The organism is Haladaptatus paucihalophilus DX253, from assembly GCF_000376445.1.
In the GTDB taxonomy this organism is placed as follows: domain Archaea; phylum Halobacteriota; class Halobacteria; order Halobacteriales; family Haladaptataceae; genus Haladaptatus; species Haladaptatus paucihalophilus.
On record NZ_AQXI01000001.1, the window covers coordinates 469,514 to 486,085 of the forward strand.

14 protein-coding genes are annotated in these 16,572 nt (G+C 64.8%); 9 read left to right on the forward strand and 5 right to left on the reverse strand.

What is annotated here, in order from left to right:
- Window position 1: 1 nt before the first annotated feature.
- Window positions 2–1,198, forward strand: coding sequence for an ArsB/NhaD family transporter (locus tag B208_RS0102655; protein WP_007978985.1), 1,197 nt, complete (start codon window positions 2–4; stop codon window positions 1,196–1,198).
- Window positions 1,199–1,228: 30 nt separating this feature from the next.
- On the opposite strand, the gene B208_RS0102660 is transcribed toward B208_RS0102655, so the two are convergent.
- Window positions 1,229–2,677 carry a right-handed parallel beta-helix repeat-containing protein gene (locus tag B208_RS0102660; protein ID WP_007978983.1) on the reverse strand — a complete coding sequence of 483 codons (1,449 nt, stop codon included), beginning with the start codon at window positions 2,675–2,677 and terminating at the stop codon, window positions 1,229–1,231.
- Window positions 2,678–2,834: 157 nt separating this feature from the next.
- On the opposite strand from B208_RS0102660, the gene B208_RS0102665 reads away from it, so the two are divergent.
- The 5 genes from B208_RS0102665 to B208_RS0102685 all read left to right on the forward strand — a co-directional run bounded on the left by B208_RS0102665 (window position 2,835) and on the right by B208_RS0102685 (window position 6,856).
- The gene (locus tag B208_RS0102665) at window positions 2,835–3,710 is read left to right on the forward strand and encodes an amidohydrolase family protein (RefSeq protein ID WP_007978982.1); all 876 of its coding nucleotides are present in this window, start codon (window positions 2,835–2,837) and stop codon (window positions 3,708–3,710) included.
- Between the two features lie 70 nt (window positions 3,711–3,780).
- Window positions 3,781–3,996: a DUF4177 domain-containing protein gene (locus tag B208_RS0102670; RefSeq protein ID WP_007978981.1), complete on the forward strand. Its 216-nt coding sequence runs from the start codon at window positions 3,781–3,783 to the stop codon at window positions 3,994–3,996.
- On the forward strand, window positions 3,989–5,017 hold the full coding sequence (locus tag B208_RS0102675) for a hypothetical protein (protein ID WP_007978980.1): 1,029 nt from the start codon (window positions 3,989–3,991) through the stop codon (window positions 5,015–5,017). The genes B208_RS0102670 and B208_RS0102675 overlap by 8 nt, the downstream gene beginning before the upstream one ends.
- Window positions 5,014–5,439, forward strand: a complete 426-nt coding sequence (locus tag B208_RS0102680; RefSeq protein WP_007978978.1) for a twin-arginine translocation signal domain-containing protein — start codon at window positions 5,014–5,016, stop codon at window positions 5,437–5,439. Before B208_RS0102675 ends, B208_RS0102680 begins: the two co-directional genes overlap by 4 nt.
- A gap of 55 nt (window positions 5,440–5,494) precedes the next feature.
- Window positions 5,495–6,856 carry a dihydrolipoyl dehydrogenase gene (locus tag B208_RS0102685; RefSeq protein ID WP_007978976.1) on the forward strand — a complete coding sequence of 454 codons (1,362 nt, stop codon included), beginning with the start codon at window positions 5,495–5,497 and terminating at the stop codon, window positions 6,854–6,856.
- Window positions 6,857–7,006: 150 nt separating this feature from the next.
- On the opposite strand, the gene B208_RS0102690 is transcribed toward B208_RS0102685, so the two are convergent.
- From B208_RS0102690 to B208_RS0102705, 3 genes are all read right to left on the reverse strand, one after another.
- On the reverse strand, window positions 7,007–7,291 hold the full coding sequence (locus tag B208_RS0102690; RefSeq protein WP_007978974.1) for a hypothetical protein: 285 nt from the start codon (window positions 7,289–7,291) through the stop codon (window positions 7,007–7,009).
- Window positions 7,292–7,399: 108 nt separating this feature from the next.
- A complete protein-coding gene (locus tag B208_RS0102695) occupies window positions 7,400–8,068 on the reverse strand; it encodes a hypothetical protein (protein WP_007978973.1) in 669 nt (222 codons plus the stop codon).
- A 341-nt stretch (window positions 8,069–8,409) separates the two neighbouring features.
- Entirely contained in the window at window positions 8,410–9,174 is a 765-nt protein-coding gene (locus B208_RS0102705; RefSeq protein WP_007978971.1) for an enoyl-CoA hydratase/isomerase family protein, read from the reverse strand.
- 54 nt (window positions 9,175–9,228) lie between these two features.
- Here B208_RS0102705 and B208_RS0102710 point away from each other — a divergent pair, with 54 nt between their 5' ends.
- From B208_RS0102710 to fdhF, 3 genes are all read left to right on the forward strand, one after another.
- Window positions 9,229–9,612 (forward strand): PaaI family thioesterase, encoded by a 384-nt coding sequence (locus tag B208_RS0102710; protein ID WP_007978970.1) that lies wholly within the window; start codon window positions 9,229–9,231, stop codon window positions 9,610–9,612.
- A gap of 195 nt (window positions 9,613–9,807) precedes the next feature.
- The gene (locus tag B208_RS0102720; protein ID WP_007978968.1) at window positions 9,808–11,361 is read left to right on the forward strand and encodes an NADH-ubiquinone oxidoreductase-F iron-sulfur binding region domain-containing protein; all 1,554 of its coding nucleotides are present in this window, start codon (window positions 9,808–9,810) and stop codon (window positions 11,359–11,361) included.
- Between the two features lie 81 nt (window positions 11,362–11,442).
- Entirely contained in the window at window positions 11,443–14,730 is a 3,288-nt protein-coding gene (gene fdhF, locus B208_RS0102725) for a formate dehydrogenase subunit alpha (RefSeq protein ID WP_007978967.1), read from the forward strand.
- 47 nt (window positions 14,731–14,777) lie between these two features.
- On the opposite strand, the gene B208_RS0102730 is transcribed toward fdhF, so the two are convergent.
- Entirely contained in the window at window positions 14,778–16,526 is a 1,749-nt protein-coding gene (locus B208_RS0102730; protein ID WP_026177709.1) for an aldehyde ferredoxin oxidoreductase family protein, read from the reverse strand.
- Between the last annotated feature and the right edge of the window lie 46 nt (window positions 16,527–16,572).

Genomic DNA, 16,572 nt, shown 5'->3' on the forward strand with positions numbered 1-16,572 from the left:
CATGGTCTCCGACGCGCTCGTCGTCGCCGTCGTCTTCTGTACCTTCGGCCTGCTGTTTTTCAACCAAATTCGCGTCTACCCGCTCAGCCGGTCGCTGACGAGCGCGACGGGTGCCGTCGTCGTCCTCGCGCTCGGGGCGATTTCTCCCGACGAGGCGCTCGCCAGCGTCGATACGAGCACTCTCCTCCTGTTGTTCGGTATGCTCGCCCACGTCGAGGCGCTCTCGCGGAGCGGCTTTTACGGCTGGGCGGGGTCGTACCTCGTGGATTTCACCGGGACGGCGAGACGACTCACCGTGGGAACGCTCGTCGTCGCCGCCGTCTTCAGCTCCGTCGCGCTCAACGACGCGACGGTCCTGTTGCTGACCCCCATCCTCGTGCAGGTGATTCGCAACGCGGACATCGACCCCGTGCCGCCGCTCATCGCCGTCGTCCTCGGGGCGAACATCGGCAGCGCGGCGACGCCGCTCGGCAACCCGCAGAACGCCTACATCCTGAACCGAAGCGGATTGACGTCTGTCGAGTTCGTCGCGCACCTCGCGCCGGTCGCGCTCGTCTGCCTGCTCATCGCGGCGCTCGTCCTCGTGCCGATTACGGCCGCCGGGACGTCGCTCCCGGAGATTCCCGTCCCCGACATCGACGAGCGGTGGGCGCTGTCGAGCGTCGTCTTTCTCCTCGCCACGTTCGCCCTTCTCATCGTTTTCCCGGACTCGGACCCCGGCATCATCGCCGCGTCGATGGGAATTATTCACATCACGTGGCTCCAGTTGTTCCGTCGAGTGCCCGGCGAGGAGATACTGCACGGGATGGACTGGAGCATCATCGTCCTGTTCGTCGGCATCTTCGTCCTCGTCGGCAGTCTGGAGGAGACGTCGCTGATGGGACTCGTTTCCGGATTCGGCGCTAGTTGGCGATTCGCCGGACTGACGTTCGTCCTGTCGAACCTCATCAGCAACGTTCCGGCGGTCGTCCTGCTCTCGTCGGGCGTCACGACTCAATCCGGTTGGCTGGTCCTCTCGGCGGTCAGCACCCTCGCCGGGAACGCCACGCCCATCGCCAGCGCGGCGACGCTCATCGCGCTTCAGCAGGCCGCCCGCCGCGGGGTGGACATCTCCATCCGGCGGTTGCTATCGGTGGGCGTCCCCGTGGCTATCGTCACGAGTGCCGTAGCGGTGCTCATGCTCAACGCGGGACTGTGAAAAACGAACCAAAACCGCGAGTCGGCGGCCTTACTCCTCCGACGAGCACGACGGGGAGGCACAGGACGCCCCGCAGGTCGAGTTACACCGTTGGGTCACGTCGTCCGAGTGGTCGAGGACGACGGCGTCCCCGGTCACGTCGAACCCGCTTCCCGTAACCGTGCTGTCGTCGCAGTACTGCAACAGGATTCCGTCGCGGTCGGTACCGGTCTGACTCACACAGCAGGACTCGAAGACGGAGTTCGGGCGGCCGAAGGCGCGGAGCGGCGCGCTGCCGGGATAGCCGCTTCCCGTGTGGTTCGCGTCGCCCGTCACCTGTACGCCGGAACAGACGACCGGCGCGGGCGTGGACTTCGGCTTCACCGCGTACATCGCCGCCGTGTCGTCGGTGCCGATTCGAATCCGGGTGTCTCGAATCGTGGTCGTTCCCGCACCGGCGGCGACTATCGCCCCGTCGCTCGCTACGTCGGCGGTCAGGCTGACGTCGCAGTTTTCGACCGTCGCGTCGTCGGCGAACAGCCAGATACCCCGCATGTTCGTCGGGAACGAGGAGGACGAATGCGCGTCGTCGATGACGACACAGCAGTCACGAACCGTACCGCCGGACCCGGCCAGACGGACGTTCGCGATGTTGTTATTCCTGTACTCGCCGCCGGTGACGGTGACGGTTCCGGTGCTCTTGCTCGACTCGTACAGGCCGTTGTTCGGGAATCCTCCGACGTGGCAGTCCCTGAATTCGAGGTCCCCCTTCGTGTACTGGTGGACGAAGACGCCGACCGCGCCGCTCCCGTCCGGCGCGCCGTCGGGGGCGCGGAGTCCCTCGACCAACCCGGACCCGTCGTCGGTGAGCACGCCGAAGATGAACGGTCCTTTCGACCCGTCGTGGACGCCGTGATGGTCCACGTCCCGGACGAGGAGGCCGTCGTCCACGTTTATCTGCATCCCCGGCGCTTCCGGGGCGTCGGTGACGTCGTGTCGAAGCCCCTCGTACTGGATGTTGTACGAATCGCTCGCGCCGCCCACCGACAGCCACATCGCACCGGGGTTTTGCGTGGCGCTGTCCGGCGTGTCGAGGAGCATCGTCGCCCCCTCCTCGACGCCGACCATCCCGAAGTCGTGGAGTCCGTTTCCGTAGTTATACACCAACTCGGTAACGCGGTAGGTCCCGTCCGGGAACTCCAGTTTCGTGTTGCTCTGGAGATTCTCGCGGAGGATGTCGTCGATGGGTTCCTCCCCACTCGGGTCCATTCCGAGGTCGTCCACGACGTCGTACACCTCGTCGTACTGGAAGCCGTCCGGAGTCGCCGTCGTCGCCTCGACGTTGCTGTCGATGTCACCGTTCGTCACGCTCGACGTGGCCGTCGTCGGGGTGACGGAAGCGATGGTTCCTCCCGCAACCAGTGCGCCGCTTGCGATTTTTAGATACGACCGTCGGTCGAGTGTCGTTCGCTCGTTCGGTGTATCTGGATTCTCGGACATCTTCAGCAGAAACGCGAGTATAATTCATAAAATCAGTTCGTGGTTGAATTACTAAAAATATCGTTCATGAATGTTCGAAACGGTACGCCGACGCGGTGTGATGGCGGGGTGACTCCGGGTCGTTCATCTTTTTCACCTCTCCGGCGAACTATCGCGTATGACGCTCGACGTACTCGAGGCGGAGGACGAACCGCGGATTATCGACACGCACGCCCACCAGCCGACGAAGGAGTTCTTGGAGGACGCGGGCGGGCAGATGATGGAGGACGCCGCGAACAAGTTCGGCGCGAAGATGGAGACGGACACCTACGATTCGCTCGTCGAGGAGTACCACGAGGCCGGAATCGGTCGGACGATTCTGCTCGGCTGGGACGCCGAGACCAACACCGGAAACCCGCCGGTGCCGAACGATTACGTCGCTGAAGTCCGCGACGAGTACGACGACTTCTTCATCGGCTTCGGCAGCGTCGACCCCCTGAAGGACGATTGCGTGGAGGAAGCCGAACGCGTCGTCAACGACCTCGACCTCTCCGGGTTCAAATTCCAACAGATAGCTCAGGGCTTCGACCCGAGCGCTCCCGAACACGAGGAACTGTTCTCGACCATCGAGGACCTCGGCGTCCCCGTCGTCTTCCACGGCGGTAACTCGACGCTCGGCGCGGGTGCACCCGGCGGCAGGGGCCTCAAAATCAAGTACGGAAACCCGATGCTCATCGACGACGTGGCCGCCGAGCACCCGGATCTCCAGATTCTGCTCGCACATCCCGCGTTCCCGTGGGAGCAGGAGCAACTCGCCATCTGCCAGCAGAAGGGCAACGTCTACATGGACCTCTCCGGGTGGCTTCCGAAGTACATCGACGACCAAGTGCTCCACTACGCGAAGACGCTCCTGCGGGACAAAGTGATGTTCGGGACGGACTACCCGATGATTCGCCCCGGACAGTGGTTGGACCAGTTCGAGGACCTCGACTTCCCCGAGGAGGTCCAGCGGAAGATACTTTGGGAGAACGCGGAGGAGTTCCTCGACCTGTAGTCTCGCGGACCGCTACGCGACAGTTCGGGGCCACAATTCTATTCCTTCCCTCCCCCGAAGAAAACCACCCATGGCGAAACGAGCGACCGAGCGGTGGGAATACCACACCATCAGGCCGCCGCGGGGAAGCACGAAAAAGGAATCCATCGACCCCGAAAACGACCTGAACGACCTCGGCGAAGACGGCTGGGAGCTGGTGACGACCATCGAATACGTCGGCGGCGGGACGAAGTATCTCGTCTTCAAGCGACCGGCATGGAGGGATGACGACGACGAGAATGAGTGAGCGAGACGACAACGGCGACCAGATCAGCACCGCCAACACGATGCGCGAGCGGGCGGGCGAGAGCAGAGCAAAGCTTTGGGTCGTTCTCGGCGCGAGACGACTGTTCGTAACGGGTGGGATAGTCCTGCTCTTTTTCGTCGCGTTCGTCATCGCCGGGACGTTCCTCTACCCGCCCTTGCGGTCCGAGATAGCGAAATCGGACACCATCGAGACGATGTTCTCGACCATGCTCGGCGCGAACATCACCGCGACGACGCTCGTCGTCACCATCACGCAGTTGGTTATCTCACAGGAGAACGGTCCGCTCGGCGACCAGCGCGGACGGATGAGCGACGCGATGGACTTCCGGAACTTCGTCGGCGAGATGCTGGGCCACACCACGCCGTCCGACCCGTCGAAGTTCCTGAGCGAGATAATCGACACGACCGAGGAACGAGCGAACGAACTTCGGAACTCCGTCGAACGGGACGGAAACGAGGAACTGCGCGGCGAACTCGACGAGTTCATCGACAGCCTCACCGGTAACGCGGATACCGTCAAAGAGCAACTCGACGGTGCGACGTTCGGCACGTTCGACGTGCTGTTCGCGGCGCTCAACTTCAACTACTCGTGGAAGATATTCCACGTCGAACGGATGCGAGACGAGTATCGGGACGACCTCACGGACGACCAGTATCGACTCTTCGAGCGGTTGAAGACCTCGCTGTCCATGTTCGGCCCCGCACGCGAACACATCAAGACGCTCTACTTCCAGTGGGCGCTCATCGACCTCTCGCAGATGATACTGTACGCCGCGATTCCCGCGCTGTTCGTGGCGGGTTCGATGCTCGCGTTCGTCGGCAGCGGGACGTTCACGGGAACGACGTTCGGATTTTCGGACATCCTGCTGGTCGTCGGCGCGGCGTTCAGCGTCACGCTGGTTCCGTTCATGCTCCTCGTCTCGTACATCCTCCGTATCGCCACGGTCGCCAAACGAACCCTCGCCATCGGGCCGCTCATCCTGCGGGATTCACAGCGATGACGGGGAACGACGACGCGAACGAAGGGGAGAACCGACGCTCACGTCGAGCGTTCCTCGGTGCGGCGGCCGCCGCGGGAGTCGTCGGAACGAGCGGGTGTCTGACTCTCAGCCCGACGGTCCGCGTCACGGGTATCGAGGATTCGATCGTGTTCAAAGCGATCTCCGTCAGCGAACCGTGGGCCAGCGGTCGCGTGAACGCGAACGTGACCTTCACGCCGTCAGCGACGACGGAGTACGGCGTTCGGACCCTCGTGGTCGTCAGTTCGAGCGGAAGCGAGTTCGACACGGCGGGCGTCTACGGCGGCCAAACGTCGAAGAGCGTTTTCCTTCCCGTCGGGAAATCCACGCTCACCGCCGTCGATTTCGACGGGAAGACGGTCGATTCGGTGTCCGTGACGGTCGGCGGCGACCGACTCCTCTAAGGAACGCCTCGGGGATTCTTGACCCTCCTCGTCGTACGGAGTCCGGGTGAACGGAATGGAGGAGTTCGATGTCGTCGTTATCGGCGGGGGAACCGGAAACAAAGTGGTGCTCGCGGCCGCGAACCGCGGATTGGACGTGGCGCTCGTCGAACGGGGGCCTGTCGGCGGAACGTGCGTCAACCGCGGCTGTAACCCGTCGAAGACGCTGATACACCGGGCGGACGTGGCGGAAACCGTCGGGCGAGCGGGCGAGTTCGGCATCGACGCCGACCTCGAACGAATCGATTTTCCCCGCATCGTCCACGAGGTGACCCGAGCGGTGGACGGCAAATCGCGGAGGATGGAACGAATCGACGAGGAGCGCGAGAACGTTACGCTGTTCCGCGACGACGCGCGGTTCGTCGGCGAGCGAACCTTGGACGTCGGCGACGAGCGCATCCGTGGCGAAAAAGTCGTCGTGGCCGCCGGAGCGCGCCCGTCGATTCCGCCCATCGACGGCATCGAGGACGTGGAATACCTCACGAGCGCCGACGCGCTCCGACTCGACAGCCAACCCGACCGACTGGTCATCGTCGGGGGCGGCTACATCGCCGCGGAACTCGGATACTTCTACGAGGCGCTGGGGACGGCCGTCACCATCATCGGTCGGAGCGACGTGCTCGTCCCGAACGAGGACCGCGATGTCGCGGAGACGTTCACCGAAATCGCCCGTCGCCGCCACACGGTTCACGCGGGCTACGAGGCGACCGCGGTCTCTCAATCGAATGGGCGCGTGACCGTCACGGCGACCGCGGAGGACGGCGAACCGGTCGCGGTCACGGCCGACGAGATGCTGGTTGCGACCGGGCGACGGCCGAACACGGACCGTCTCGACCCGGAACGAGCGGGTATCGAACTCGACGACCGCGGCTACATCGAGACGAACGAGTTTCTGGAGACGAGCGCGGAGCACGTCTGGGCGCAGGGTGACGTCATCGGGACCTACGAGTTCAAACACGCCGCCGACCACGAGACGAAGTACGTCGTGAAAAACGCCCTCGACGGGGAACGAGAGGCGGTCGAGTATACGAGCATGGGCCACGCGATTTTCACGTCACCGCAGATTGCCGGAACGGGAAAAACGGAACAAGAGTTGGCGGATGCGGGGCGGGAGTACGCCGTCGGTCGATGTGCCTACCGGGAGACGGTGATGGGCAACGCGCTCAAGGACCGGGACGGCTTCGTCAAGGTGCTCGCCGACCCCGACGGGGCCGTTATCGGCTGTCACATCATCGGTACCGACGCCTCGACGCTGATTCACGAGGTCCTTCTCGCGCTGGCGAGCGGGTCCGGGACCGTCGGCGACGTGACCGAGACGATCCACATCCACCCGTCGCTGAGCAAGGTCGTGTTGAAAGCGTTCGAGGACGTCGAGTAGGTGCGCGTTCCTCGTGGATGTCAGTGGAGGATCAATCGGGACATCCGAATCGATAGCGTTCGAAACGAGTCGTTCGTCGTATTGAGGCGGTTGACCTTCCGGTTCGTTTCGAATGATATCTTCAGCGGCCTGTTCACGTGGACGGGTCGCTTACGACGTATCTCCCGCGACTTTCCGCACGCGCTCGCCGGACTCCGCCATCCGCGGTTGCGGCGTGGGTTCCGTACCTCGCTCCTCTTCGCCGAACCGTATCGACGTGCGGTGGCCGTCGGACCGCTGCGCTCGTTCCTCGATGGTTATCCCGTCGAGAACGCGGTCGCCGATAGTCTTCGGGAGGGTGGACGCTTCGTACGCGTCGTCTATCGTCGGAGCATCGAGGGTGCGGCGGACGGTGCTCCCATCTCTGAACGTGTAGGTGACCAACCAGGGGGACATGTGGATTCACAAATAGTTTCCATCACATCTGGTGAAAGCTTTGTGGTGTCCGACAGTGCGATGAACTGAAAATCGTCGAACAGTACTAAGACGGGAATAAAAGGCGATTCACCGCGACCGTCCGGGGGAGAGCCGCCGCAACCGAACGTGGGATTTCAGGCGGCGGTGGCGGCGATACTGGATCAGGACGCCTGACCCGACGAGGAGGAGCCAGAACACCTCGTTCGTCCCGAGCATCGCCCACACGTCTGCCTGAAACACCGGGAGGACGTTCCCCCACTGGCGCGCGAGTTGTTGGAGGATGGTCGCCCCGAGGAGGCTCGTCACGACGGTCAGGAACGGCAGGTAGAACCGCCAGACGAGAATCCCCGTGACACCGCCGACGAGCAGCGACCCGACGAGCGGGTCCGCGGCCCCGTCGAGCATCGGGAGGGCAATCGTTTCGACTCCACCCGACCCGAACGACGCGTACGCCGCCGAGGCAGCGGCGAGGGCGCTCCCCCCGACGATGGCGAACCGTTGGGCGGAGTGGGCCACCCGACTCCCGATGAGGCCGCCGAGGAGGGCACCGACCAGCGACACGAGCAACAGGTTCGGCGACGCGATGCCGAGTGCGGGGGCGAGGGTTCGAGCGGCGAAACTGCCGAACAGGGCACCGCCGAGACCGCCGACGAGCGAGGTGAGTTGCGTCACGAAGGAGTAGCCGAAGTAGGTGAACGCGAGCCCGACCCCGACTGCCAGCGCCACGACGGTAGCGGTAAAGAAATCTGGGACCATCGGTTTTCGTATTTCGTACCGTGGGCCTCCATTCCGTTAAATCACTCGGTGGAAATTCGTCGAAGTGTCGCTCGTCGGGATGTATTCGTCGGCGGCGTCGCTCGCGGCTATTCGTCAGTCAGCGCCGTCAGTCGAGCCGTTATCGAACGATGACGACGACGGATGGCGTCCGCTCCGAAAATCCCTGACGCTGAATCGTTCGCGGACGGGATGATTCGATAGAGCGAGATACAGTTTATCCGTTCGAAAACCGACGACCCCACCGAACAAAGATAACAATCCTCTGTCAAAAACCGCCGAAAAATCCTCCGAATACCGAACTGCGATTCGACCGCTCTCCGCTATTCGAACTCCGGTTCCCGACCTTCCAAAAACGCCGCGACGCCCTCGATGTGGGCGGGCATGTCGTAGGCTTGCGACTGCACCATCGTCTCGTAATCTAGCGCTTCGCGCCAGTCCTTGCCCAGATTCTCGTGGAGGGCCTGCTTGCCCAGCGCGATGGTGTGGGTCGGCTGGTCCGCCAGCGTGTCCGTCAGCTCCGTGACCCGGATATCGAGCTGTTCGTCCGGGACGACTTCGTTCACCACGTCCAGTTCGGCCGCCTCTTCGGCCGAGATGAGTTCGCCGGTGAAGGCGAGTTCCTTCGCCTTTCGAAGCCCGACGAGTCGCGGGAGGAGGAAGGTTCCGCCCATGTCGGGAATGAGGCCGACGTTGATGAACGACGCCGCGAACCGCGCCGATTCCGTCGCGTAGGCGAAGTCGGCGGCCGTGACGAGCGCCATCCCCGCACCTACCGCGTCGCCGTTGACCTTCGCTACGACCGGCACCGGCGCGGTCAGCACCTCGTGGACCACGCGGGAGAGAGTGTCACGAACGCGCTCGTAGGCTTCCCGGACGTTCTCCTCGCGTTCGGCCATCGACTCGATGTCGCCGCCCGCGCTGAACGCTTTCCCTTCGCCGGTCAGCACGATGGCGTCCTGTTCTTTCGGGTCGCTTTCGGCGAGGATTTCGGCGAGTTCGCCCGCCGCGTCGGGCGTGAAGGCGTTCCGAACCTCCGGGCGGTCGAACGTGATGGTCCTGATTCCGTCGTCGTCGGAAACGTGCATACCTGAGAGGGTCTCCCCACGTACATTTAATTACTCCCCGCGTCCAGTCGTGGTATGGACATCGAAGCGTTCTTCGAAGGCATGCCGTTCGCGGACCTGCTCGGCGTCGAGGTGACGGAAGCGGCGGACGGACACGCCGAGGGGCGACTCGAAATACGCGAGGAACTGTCGTGGAATCAGGACCGACTCATGGCCCACGGCGGCGTCACGTTCACCCTCGCGGATACCGTCGGCGGCGCTGCGCTCGTCTCCCTCAACGACCAGCCGGTGCCGACCATCGACATGCGAATCGACTATCTGAGCGCTGGTACGGGCGATCTCTACGCCGAGGCCGACGTAGTGCGGAACGGGAGCGACGTGGGAACCGTCGACGTGAGCGTCTACGACGAGGACGACGAACACGTCGCGGAAGCGCGCGGCGTCTACAAGACGGGGTGACACGATGAAGCGATGCCGCTCTCTCCTCGCCATCCTGCTCGCAATCGTGACCGTCGCGCTCGCGCTCCGCCGACGAAAGCGGTCGCGTACCCAACTCGAACCGCCGTTCTAACGCGGTCGTCGCGGTCGTTTTTATCGTCGTGTCGGCCTGCCGGTCATAATCTTTTATCGGCTGGCTGTAATAGTACATCGGGAATGGGAACTTCTGATTCGCCCGCACTCGATGCACCGATTCTTCGCGTTTCGGCTGGGGCGGGGCGCGAGGACGCGGAAGCGGTGCTCGACAGTGCACGTGACGCGGCGGAAACGGTGGCGGTTGCGAACGTCGGCCCGGTCGGAATCGAGGAGTTGACGCCGCTCGTGGCGACCACGGCCGACGGAACCACCGCGTTTCACGCGAACTGCACCCCCCAGCGTGCCCGAACCCTCGTCGAATCGCTGGAGGACGGCACCGTCGTCGAGGAGGGCGCACACGCGGTCGTGAGCCACGGCGAGGAGCAGGCGACCTTCCCGGTGCCGGACGACGGGCCGCTGTCGGTCGGTCGCCGGGACGTCCTCGAACGGTGCGGCTGGGTGGACCCGACGACCGCGGAGGGCTACGAGGAGTTCGTCGCGGCGGAGGCCGGTGCGGCCCCGGAGACGGTCATCTCGCGGGTCGAAACCGTCGGCTTGCTCGGCCGCGGACGGGGCGATGCGCGGATGGACGAACCGGTCGCCGAGGAGTGGCGGACGGCCCGCGAAACCGACGGCGACCCGGTCGTCGTCGTGAACGCCGGGGAAACCGACGATAGGAATGCCACCGACCGGACGCTGTTGGAGGCCGACCCCGTAGCGGTGCTCGACGGCGCGACGGCGGTCGCCTCGGCCATCGGTGCGGAGGATATCGTCGTCTACTGCCCGGAATCCGCCCTCGGAACCCGTGAACGGGTTCGGAAGGCGATGACCGCGTTTAACGACACCGACGCCGCCGAGGGCGTGACGATTCGCACCTTCGCCGCCCCGGACATGTACATCGCGGCGGAGCCGACGATGGCCCTCGAAGCACTGGAGGGTAACGACCGGTTGGAGGCCCGCCTCCGCCCGCCGTCCCCCGGCGAGCACGGGTTGTACGGTCGGCCGACAATCGTCCACACGCCGCGCACGTTCGCACAGGTTCGACGAATCCTGCGCGACCCGGACGCGTTCGACCCGGACGACGCCGACCCCGGCACGCGACTCCTGACCGTGACGGGCGACGTGACCGCCCCCGCGACCCTCGAACTGCCGACCGGCGGCAGTCTCGAAACGGTGCTGGAGGCGGTCTCGGTCGATAGCGAGTTCAAGATGGCGTGCGTCGGCGGGCAGTTCGGCGGCGTCACGCGCTCGCTCGACCACACGCCGAGCGCCCCGGCGCTGACCGGCGCACGCCTCGGAACCGACGGCGTGGTCGAACTCTTCGACCAGTCGCGGTGCGCCGTGGTGACCGCCGGAACGCGGGCGCGGTTCGCCGAGGAGGAAAACTGCGGGCGCTGCGTTCCCTGCCGCGAAGGCTCGAAGCAGTTGACGAACCTGCTTCGAGATATCTACTCCGGCGAGTTCAAGGACGACATGCTCCGCGAACTCGCCCGGACGATGCGCGAGACGAGCATCTGCTATTTCGGACGGTCGGCGTCGCGGCCCGTAACGACCGCGATGGACGAATTCGAACCGGAGTTTCACGCACACGCCGAGGGCCGTTGTCCGAGCGGCGCGTGCGAGGAAGTACAGTAACCGTGAGAGCAACACGTGCAACCGTGAGAGCGACACGTGCGTTACAAACGCAGCGCGGATGACGAGAGGCGACATCACAAAATGAGTTCAGACGAGCAATCAGGAATCGAAGACACCGCTCCGGCCGCACCCAAACCCGGTGTGCCGGACATCGAAGACCCGCGACCGAGCACGCCGCTGACCGAGGATTTCGTCACGGGGACGGCGAACGACCCCGACTTCGGTGCGGACGGCGATGGAATGAATCACGTGACGGTGGACGGCCACCCGATAGCCGTGCCGCCGGGTTCGACGCTCATCGACGCCATCGACGCGGTGGAGACGGACGGACACGTCCCGGCGCTCTGTTACTACGACCGGGACACCGATCAGGGCGACAACATCGGACCGCGTTCGGAATGCCGGACGTGCATGGTGGAGACGGACGAACATGGCTTAGTTCCGTCCTGCAGTTTCCCCGCGGAGGACGGCCTGACGGTGCGGACCGACGCCGAGGACGCGGCGAACGCCCGCGACGTCAACCTCGATTTGGTGCTCTCGAATCACAACCTCAGGTGCACCACGTGCGGGCAGAACGGCCGCTGTGAGCTACAGGACACCTCCATCGAGAACGGCGTCGAGGAGCCCCGCTACGGCGTGTTCGAGGACCGCGACGAGTACGAACCCATCGACGACACGTCGGCCGCCATCCAGATAGACCGGAACAAGTGCATCCTCTGTAATCGCTGTGTCGAGGCCTGCAACGACGTGCAGGTCGAAGGCGTCCTCCGAATCGAGGGCCAAGGACAGGACACCCGAATCGGCTTCCAGAGCGACGCCGAGACGATGAGCGATTCGACGTGCGTCTCCTGTGGCCACTGTGCGACCGTCTGCCCGACGGGTTCGCTGGTCGAACAGGGCCTGACCGACTCGGCGACCATCCCGCTCCCCGGATTCAACCAGAAGAACTCCATCGGGAAGACCATCGAAGTGGACCACGCCGAAACGTCCGATACGTCCACCGCGCCGAACCGGAACGTACCCGGCGAACGCGACGAGGAAGAACTCTCCGGCGTCGCGCGGTTCATGGCGAAGGCGAAGGGGAAAGCGCGGGAAACCGGCGAGCGCGTGAAGGACGAATTGCTCGAAGAGACCGAACACGTCGCCGAGAAATCCGCCTCCGAGACGCTGAACATCGGGCATATGTTCGACGTCGCCGAACTCGTCAGCGGCCCGCGCCTCTCCGGCGTGACGAAAGCCGAAACGACCTGTAACTACTGCGCCGTCGGCTGTCGGTTCGACCTGTACGGCAAGGACGGCGAAGTGCTCGGCGTCCGACCGGCGGACGAGGACGCGACGCCCGCGAACGACTTCTCGACCTGCGTGAAGGGCAAGTTCGGTTACGACTTCGTGAACAGCCCGAACCGCCTGACCACGCCGCTCATCCGCGAAGGCGACGAGTTCCGCGAGGCGACGTGGGAGGAAGCCCTCGACAAGGTGTACGAAGGGTTGTCGAAGATACGCGAGGAGACCGGCGACGACGCCATCGCCGTCACCTCCTCCTCGAAGTGTACGAACGAGGAGAACTTCCTCGCCCAGAAGTTCGCCCGCCAGGTGTTGCACACGAAGCACGTGGACAACTGCGCCCGGCTCTGTCACTCATCGACCGTGGCCGGACTCCAGCAGACGCTCGGCTACGGCGCGATGTCGAACCGCATCAACGAGGACATCGGGAAGACCGATTGCTATCTCATCACCGGGTCGAACACCACGGGAAGCCATCCCGTGCTGGCGACGCGAATCAAGCAGAACGTCGATGACGGCGCGGACCTGTTCGTTTTCGACCCCCGCAAAATCGGTCTGGCCGAGCACGCGACCCAGTACACGCAGACCAAACCCGGCGAGGACATCGCGTGGATAAACGGCATGGTGCGATACATTATCGAGAACGACCTCCACGACGAGGCGTTCATCGAGGAGCGCACCAAGCACTTCGACGAATTGAAGGAGAAGGTCCAGCCGTTCACGCCCGAGAAGGTCGAAGAACTCGCGGGCGTTCCCCCGGAGGAACTCACGAACGCGGCCGAAACCATCGCCGAGGCCGACACCTGCATCTTCGGCTGGGCGATGGGGATGACCCAGCACGCACACGGAACGCGGAACGTCATCGCGTTGACGAACCTCGCGCTGGTGACGGGCAACCTCGGGAAACCGCGCGCCGGTGTGTCTCCGTTCCGCGGGCAGAACAACGTGCAGGGCGGCGGCGGCGACATGGGTCCGGCACCACACACCCTGCCGGGCTATCAGGACCTCTCGGACGACGACGTGCTCGACAAGTTCGAGGACGCGTGGGGCGTCAGACCGCCGGACGAAATCGGTCTCCGATTGCCCGAACAGTACGAGGCCATCACGGAAGGCCACATCAAGGGCATGTTCATCATGGGCGAGAACCCCGTGCTCTCGGAACCCGACATCCGCGAGGCCGAGAACGCAATCGAGGAACTCGACTTCCTCGTCGTACAGGACATCTTCCTCACCGAGACGGCCGAGTTTGCCGACGTGGTGCTCCCCGCGGCGTCGAACGCCGAGAAGTCCGGCACGTTCACGAACACGGAACGGCGCGTCCAGCGCGTCCGCCCCGCCGTCGAACCGCCGGGAGAAGCGCGAACCGATTCGGACATTCTCGCGGACCTCGCCGGTCGGTTCGGCTTCGACTGGGACTACGACGGCCCGGTGGACGTGATGGACGAAATCAACGACCTCGTGCCGATTTACGGCGGCGTCACTTACGACCGTCTCGAATCCACGCCGGAAGGACTTCAGTGGCCCTGTGAGGACGAGGACGACCCCGGAACGCCGTTCCTGTACGAGGACGAGTTCAACTTCGACGACGGCAAGGCCCGGTTCGTCCCGGCGGACTACGGCGGCCCGGTCGAACTCCCGGACGAGGAGTATCCGTTGATGCTCACGTCCGGCCGGGTGCTCTACCACTGGCACACCGGCACCATGACCCGCCGCGTCGAGGTGCTGATGGACCACGTGCCCGAGAGTTTCGTCACCATCCATCCGGAGATGGCCGACCGACTCGGCGTGAAGGACGGCGAGTACGTCCGCGTCACGTCCCGACGCGGGGACATCGTGACGAAGGCCAACGTGGAGGAAACCTCGGACCCCGGCGTCGTCTTCATCCCGATGCACTTCGCGCACGGGGCCATCAACGAACTCACCCAACACGCGCTCGACCCGACGTCCTACATCCCCGAGTACAAGGTGACGAGCGTTCGAATCGAACCGCTCGGCCCGGACACCGACGAGGACCCCCTCCCCGTCGAACCGCCGACGGGAACGCTCGAAGGAAGGCCCGGAGAGCAGACGACGGGCGACGACTGAATCGAGGGACACACCACCGGAAACGACCACCGAGCGCAAAAACGGATCTACTCCTTCCCGACGGGGGTTTCGTCGTCCACGACCGAATCGAGTCCCAACCGGGAGAGTAGCGAGCGGGTGGGCCGCCCCGTTTCGTCCCAGCCGCGTTTTTCGTAGTAGACCGACAGCAACCGCTCGAACTCCTCGGGGTCGAGTTGCGCCCCGTCGTTCGGGCCGCCTCGCAACGGTTCTGCGAGCATCGCCGGGAGCGCGTCGTCCTCCCGGTCGAACCCTTCGCGGACGTTGAACAGTCGAGTCAGCGTCCAGACCCGCTCGCCGACCCGCCGAAGTTCGTCCGCCGACAGACCGATTCCCGACTCGTGCAACCACTCGGCCCCAGCCTCGTTCCACAGCGCTTCGCCAGCGAAATCGTCCACGACGAGGCTCCAGAGGAGCGACCGCAAGTCCTGCTCCTCGATGACCGCTTCCGCGCGGCGCTCGTCGGTCCACGACCCGGCCGCGAACACCTCTTCGAGGACGGGACGCGCCCGGCGGTGGCAGGCTCCGCGGTCGCTGGTGGCGTACGCGAGCGCCATCGCGGGAGCGCCGCGGGGGTCGTAGGTCGGCAAATCCATCGCCTTCACCGTCGGAACGAGTGTTTCACCGCCGTACCGCGCCGCCGCCGCGTCTACTCCATCCGCGAGCACGTCGCCGAGTTCGGACGAGCGATACGCGACTTCCTCCAAGAGGTCGCGCGCCGCCTCGTCGTCGCCGAACTCGATGTCGCGCGAAAGGACGCCCTCCGTCGCCGCGCGAATTGTCCACGCGACGGCGTTGCCCGCGCTGATGAGGTCGAGACCGAGGTCGTCGCACGCCGCGCCGAGTACCGCTACCGCGTCGAAATCGTCGATGCCCAACCCGGACCCGAGCGAGATGGCGGTTGCGCCACGCGGCACCGTTTCGCCCTCGCTACTCTCGACGCGAAACCCACCGGCCACCTCGTCGTCCGGGTTCTCCCGCGCGACGGCCCGTTCGCGCGCGCTCTCGATGCCGATGTCGTCCGCGCCCTCGAAGGACCCTTCCTGCCACCCTCTCGTCGGGAGGACGCCGACCTCGTTGGCGAAATCGACCGTTTCGAGCGTTTCGCTCGACGTCTGCCACCGGCCGATGTCGGTGCTCCCGTAGTTCGACTCCGCCTCGCCACGCCCCGGTTCGCCGACCGCGACGACGGCTTTCATACCCTTCGACCCCATGACGGCACCGGCACCGCCGCGACCCGCGTGGTGGTCCCCGCCGTCGGACGCGACGGTCGCGTATCGAACCTCCCTTTCCCCCGCGGGACCGATGCAGGCCGTCGGTCGCTCGAACGCGTCACACGTTTCCTCGACCGTCGAACCCCACAGCTCGTCGGTCGGTTCGACCGTCGCGTCCCCGTCCTCGATTCGCACGGAAACGGGGTCGGCGGACGCGCCCGTGAACAGCACGCCGACGTGGTTTCCCAGCGCGGCGGCGAGGTGGTCGGGAAACGACCCGCCGGAGTACGAATCCAGAAACGTTCCGGTGAGCGGCGATTTCGTAACCACCGCGTAGCGCGACTCGCCGGGGACGGTGCCCGTCAACGGTCCGGGCATGAACAGCAGGGCGTTCTCGGGTCCGAGCGGGTCGATACCCGCATCCAATTCGTCGTAGAGATATCGCGCCGCAAGTCCCTTTCCGCCGACGAACCGCCGTGACCACGACGCGGGGACCGGTTCGCTTTCGGCTCTGCGAGACGAGAGGTCGATTCGAAGAAGCCGAGCGGTCGATGGAGACGCCATTCGTTTCGAACCGAGGAATTGCATGGGGAAAATCCCCTCGGCCACA

What these genes read in the sequence shown, in the direction of transcription:
- B208_RS0102655 (WP_007978985.1), top strand. Translation starts at nt 2, where the DNA reads ATGGTCTCCGACGCGCTCGTCGTCGCCGTCGTCTTCTGTACCTTCGGC.
- B208_RS0102660 (WP_007978983.1), bottom strand. Translation starts at nt 2,677, where the DNA reads ATGTCCGAGAATCCAGATACACCGAACGAGCGAACGACACTCGACCGA.
- B208_RS0102665 (WP_007978982.1), top strand. Translation starts at nt 2,835, where the DNA reads ATGACGCTCGACGTACTCGAGGCGGAGGACGAACCGCGGATTATCGAC.
- B208_RS0102670 (WP_007978981.1), top strand. Translation starts at nt 3,781, where the DNA reads ATGGCGAAACGAGCGACCGAGCGGTGGGAATACCACACCATCAGGCCG.
- B208_RS0102675 (WP_007978980.1), top strand. Translation starts at nt 3,989, where the DNA reads ATGAGTGAGCGAGACGACAACGGCGACCAGATCAGCACCGCCAACACG.
- B208_RS0102680 (WP_007978978.1), top strand. Translation starts at nt 5,014, where the DNA reads ATGACGGGGAACGACGACGCGAACGAAGGGGAGAACCGACGCTCACGT.
- B208_RS0102685 (WP_007978976.1), top strand. Translation starts at nt 5,495, where the DNA reads ATGGAGGAGTTCGATGTCGTCGTTATCGGCGGGGGAACCGGAAACAAA.
- B208_RS0102690 (WP_007978974.1), bottom strand. Translation starts at nt 7,291, where the DNA reads ATGTCCCCCTGGTTGGTCACCTACACGTTCAGAGATGGGAGCACCGTC.
- B208_RS0102695 (WP_007978973.1), bottom strand. Translation starts at nt 8,068, where the DNA reads ATGGTCCCAGATTTCTTTACCGCTACCGTCGTGGCGCTGGCAGTCGGG.
- B208_RS0102705 (WP_007978971.1), bottom strand. Translation starts at nt 9,174, where the DNA reads ATGCACGTTTCCGACGACGACGGAATCAGGACCATCACGTTCGACCGC.
- B208_RS0102710 (WP_007978970.1), top strand. Translation starts at nt 9,229, where the DNA reads ATGGACATCGAAGCGTTCTTCGAAGGCATGCCGTTCGCGGACCTGCTC.
- B208_RS0102720 (WP_007978968.1), top strand. Translation starts at nt 9,808, where the DNA reads ATGGGAACTTCTGATTCGCCCGCACTCGATGCACCGATTCTTCGCGTT.
- fdhF (WP_007978967.1), top strand. Translation starts at nt 11,443, where the DNA reads ATGAGTTCAGACGAGCAATCAGGAATCGAAGACACCGCTCCGGCCGCA.
- B208_RS0102730 (WP_026177709.1), bottom strand. Translation starts at nt 16,526, where the DNA reads ATGGCGTCTCCATCGACCGCTCGGCTTCTTCGAATCGACCTCTCGTCT.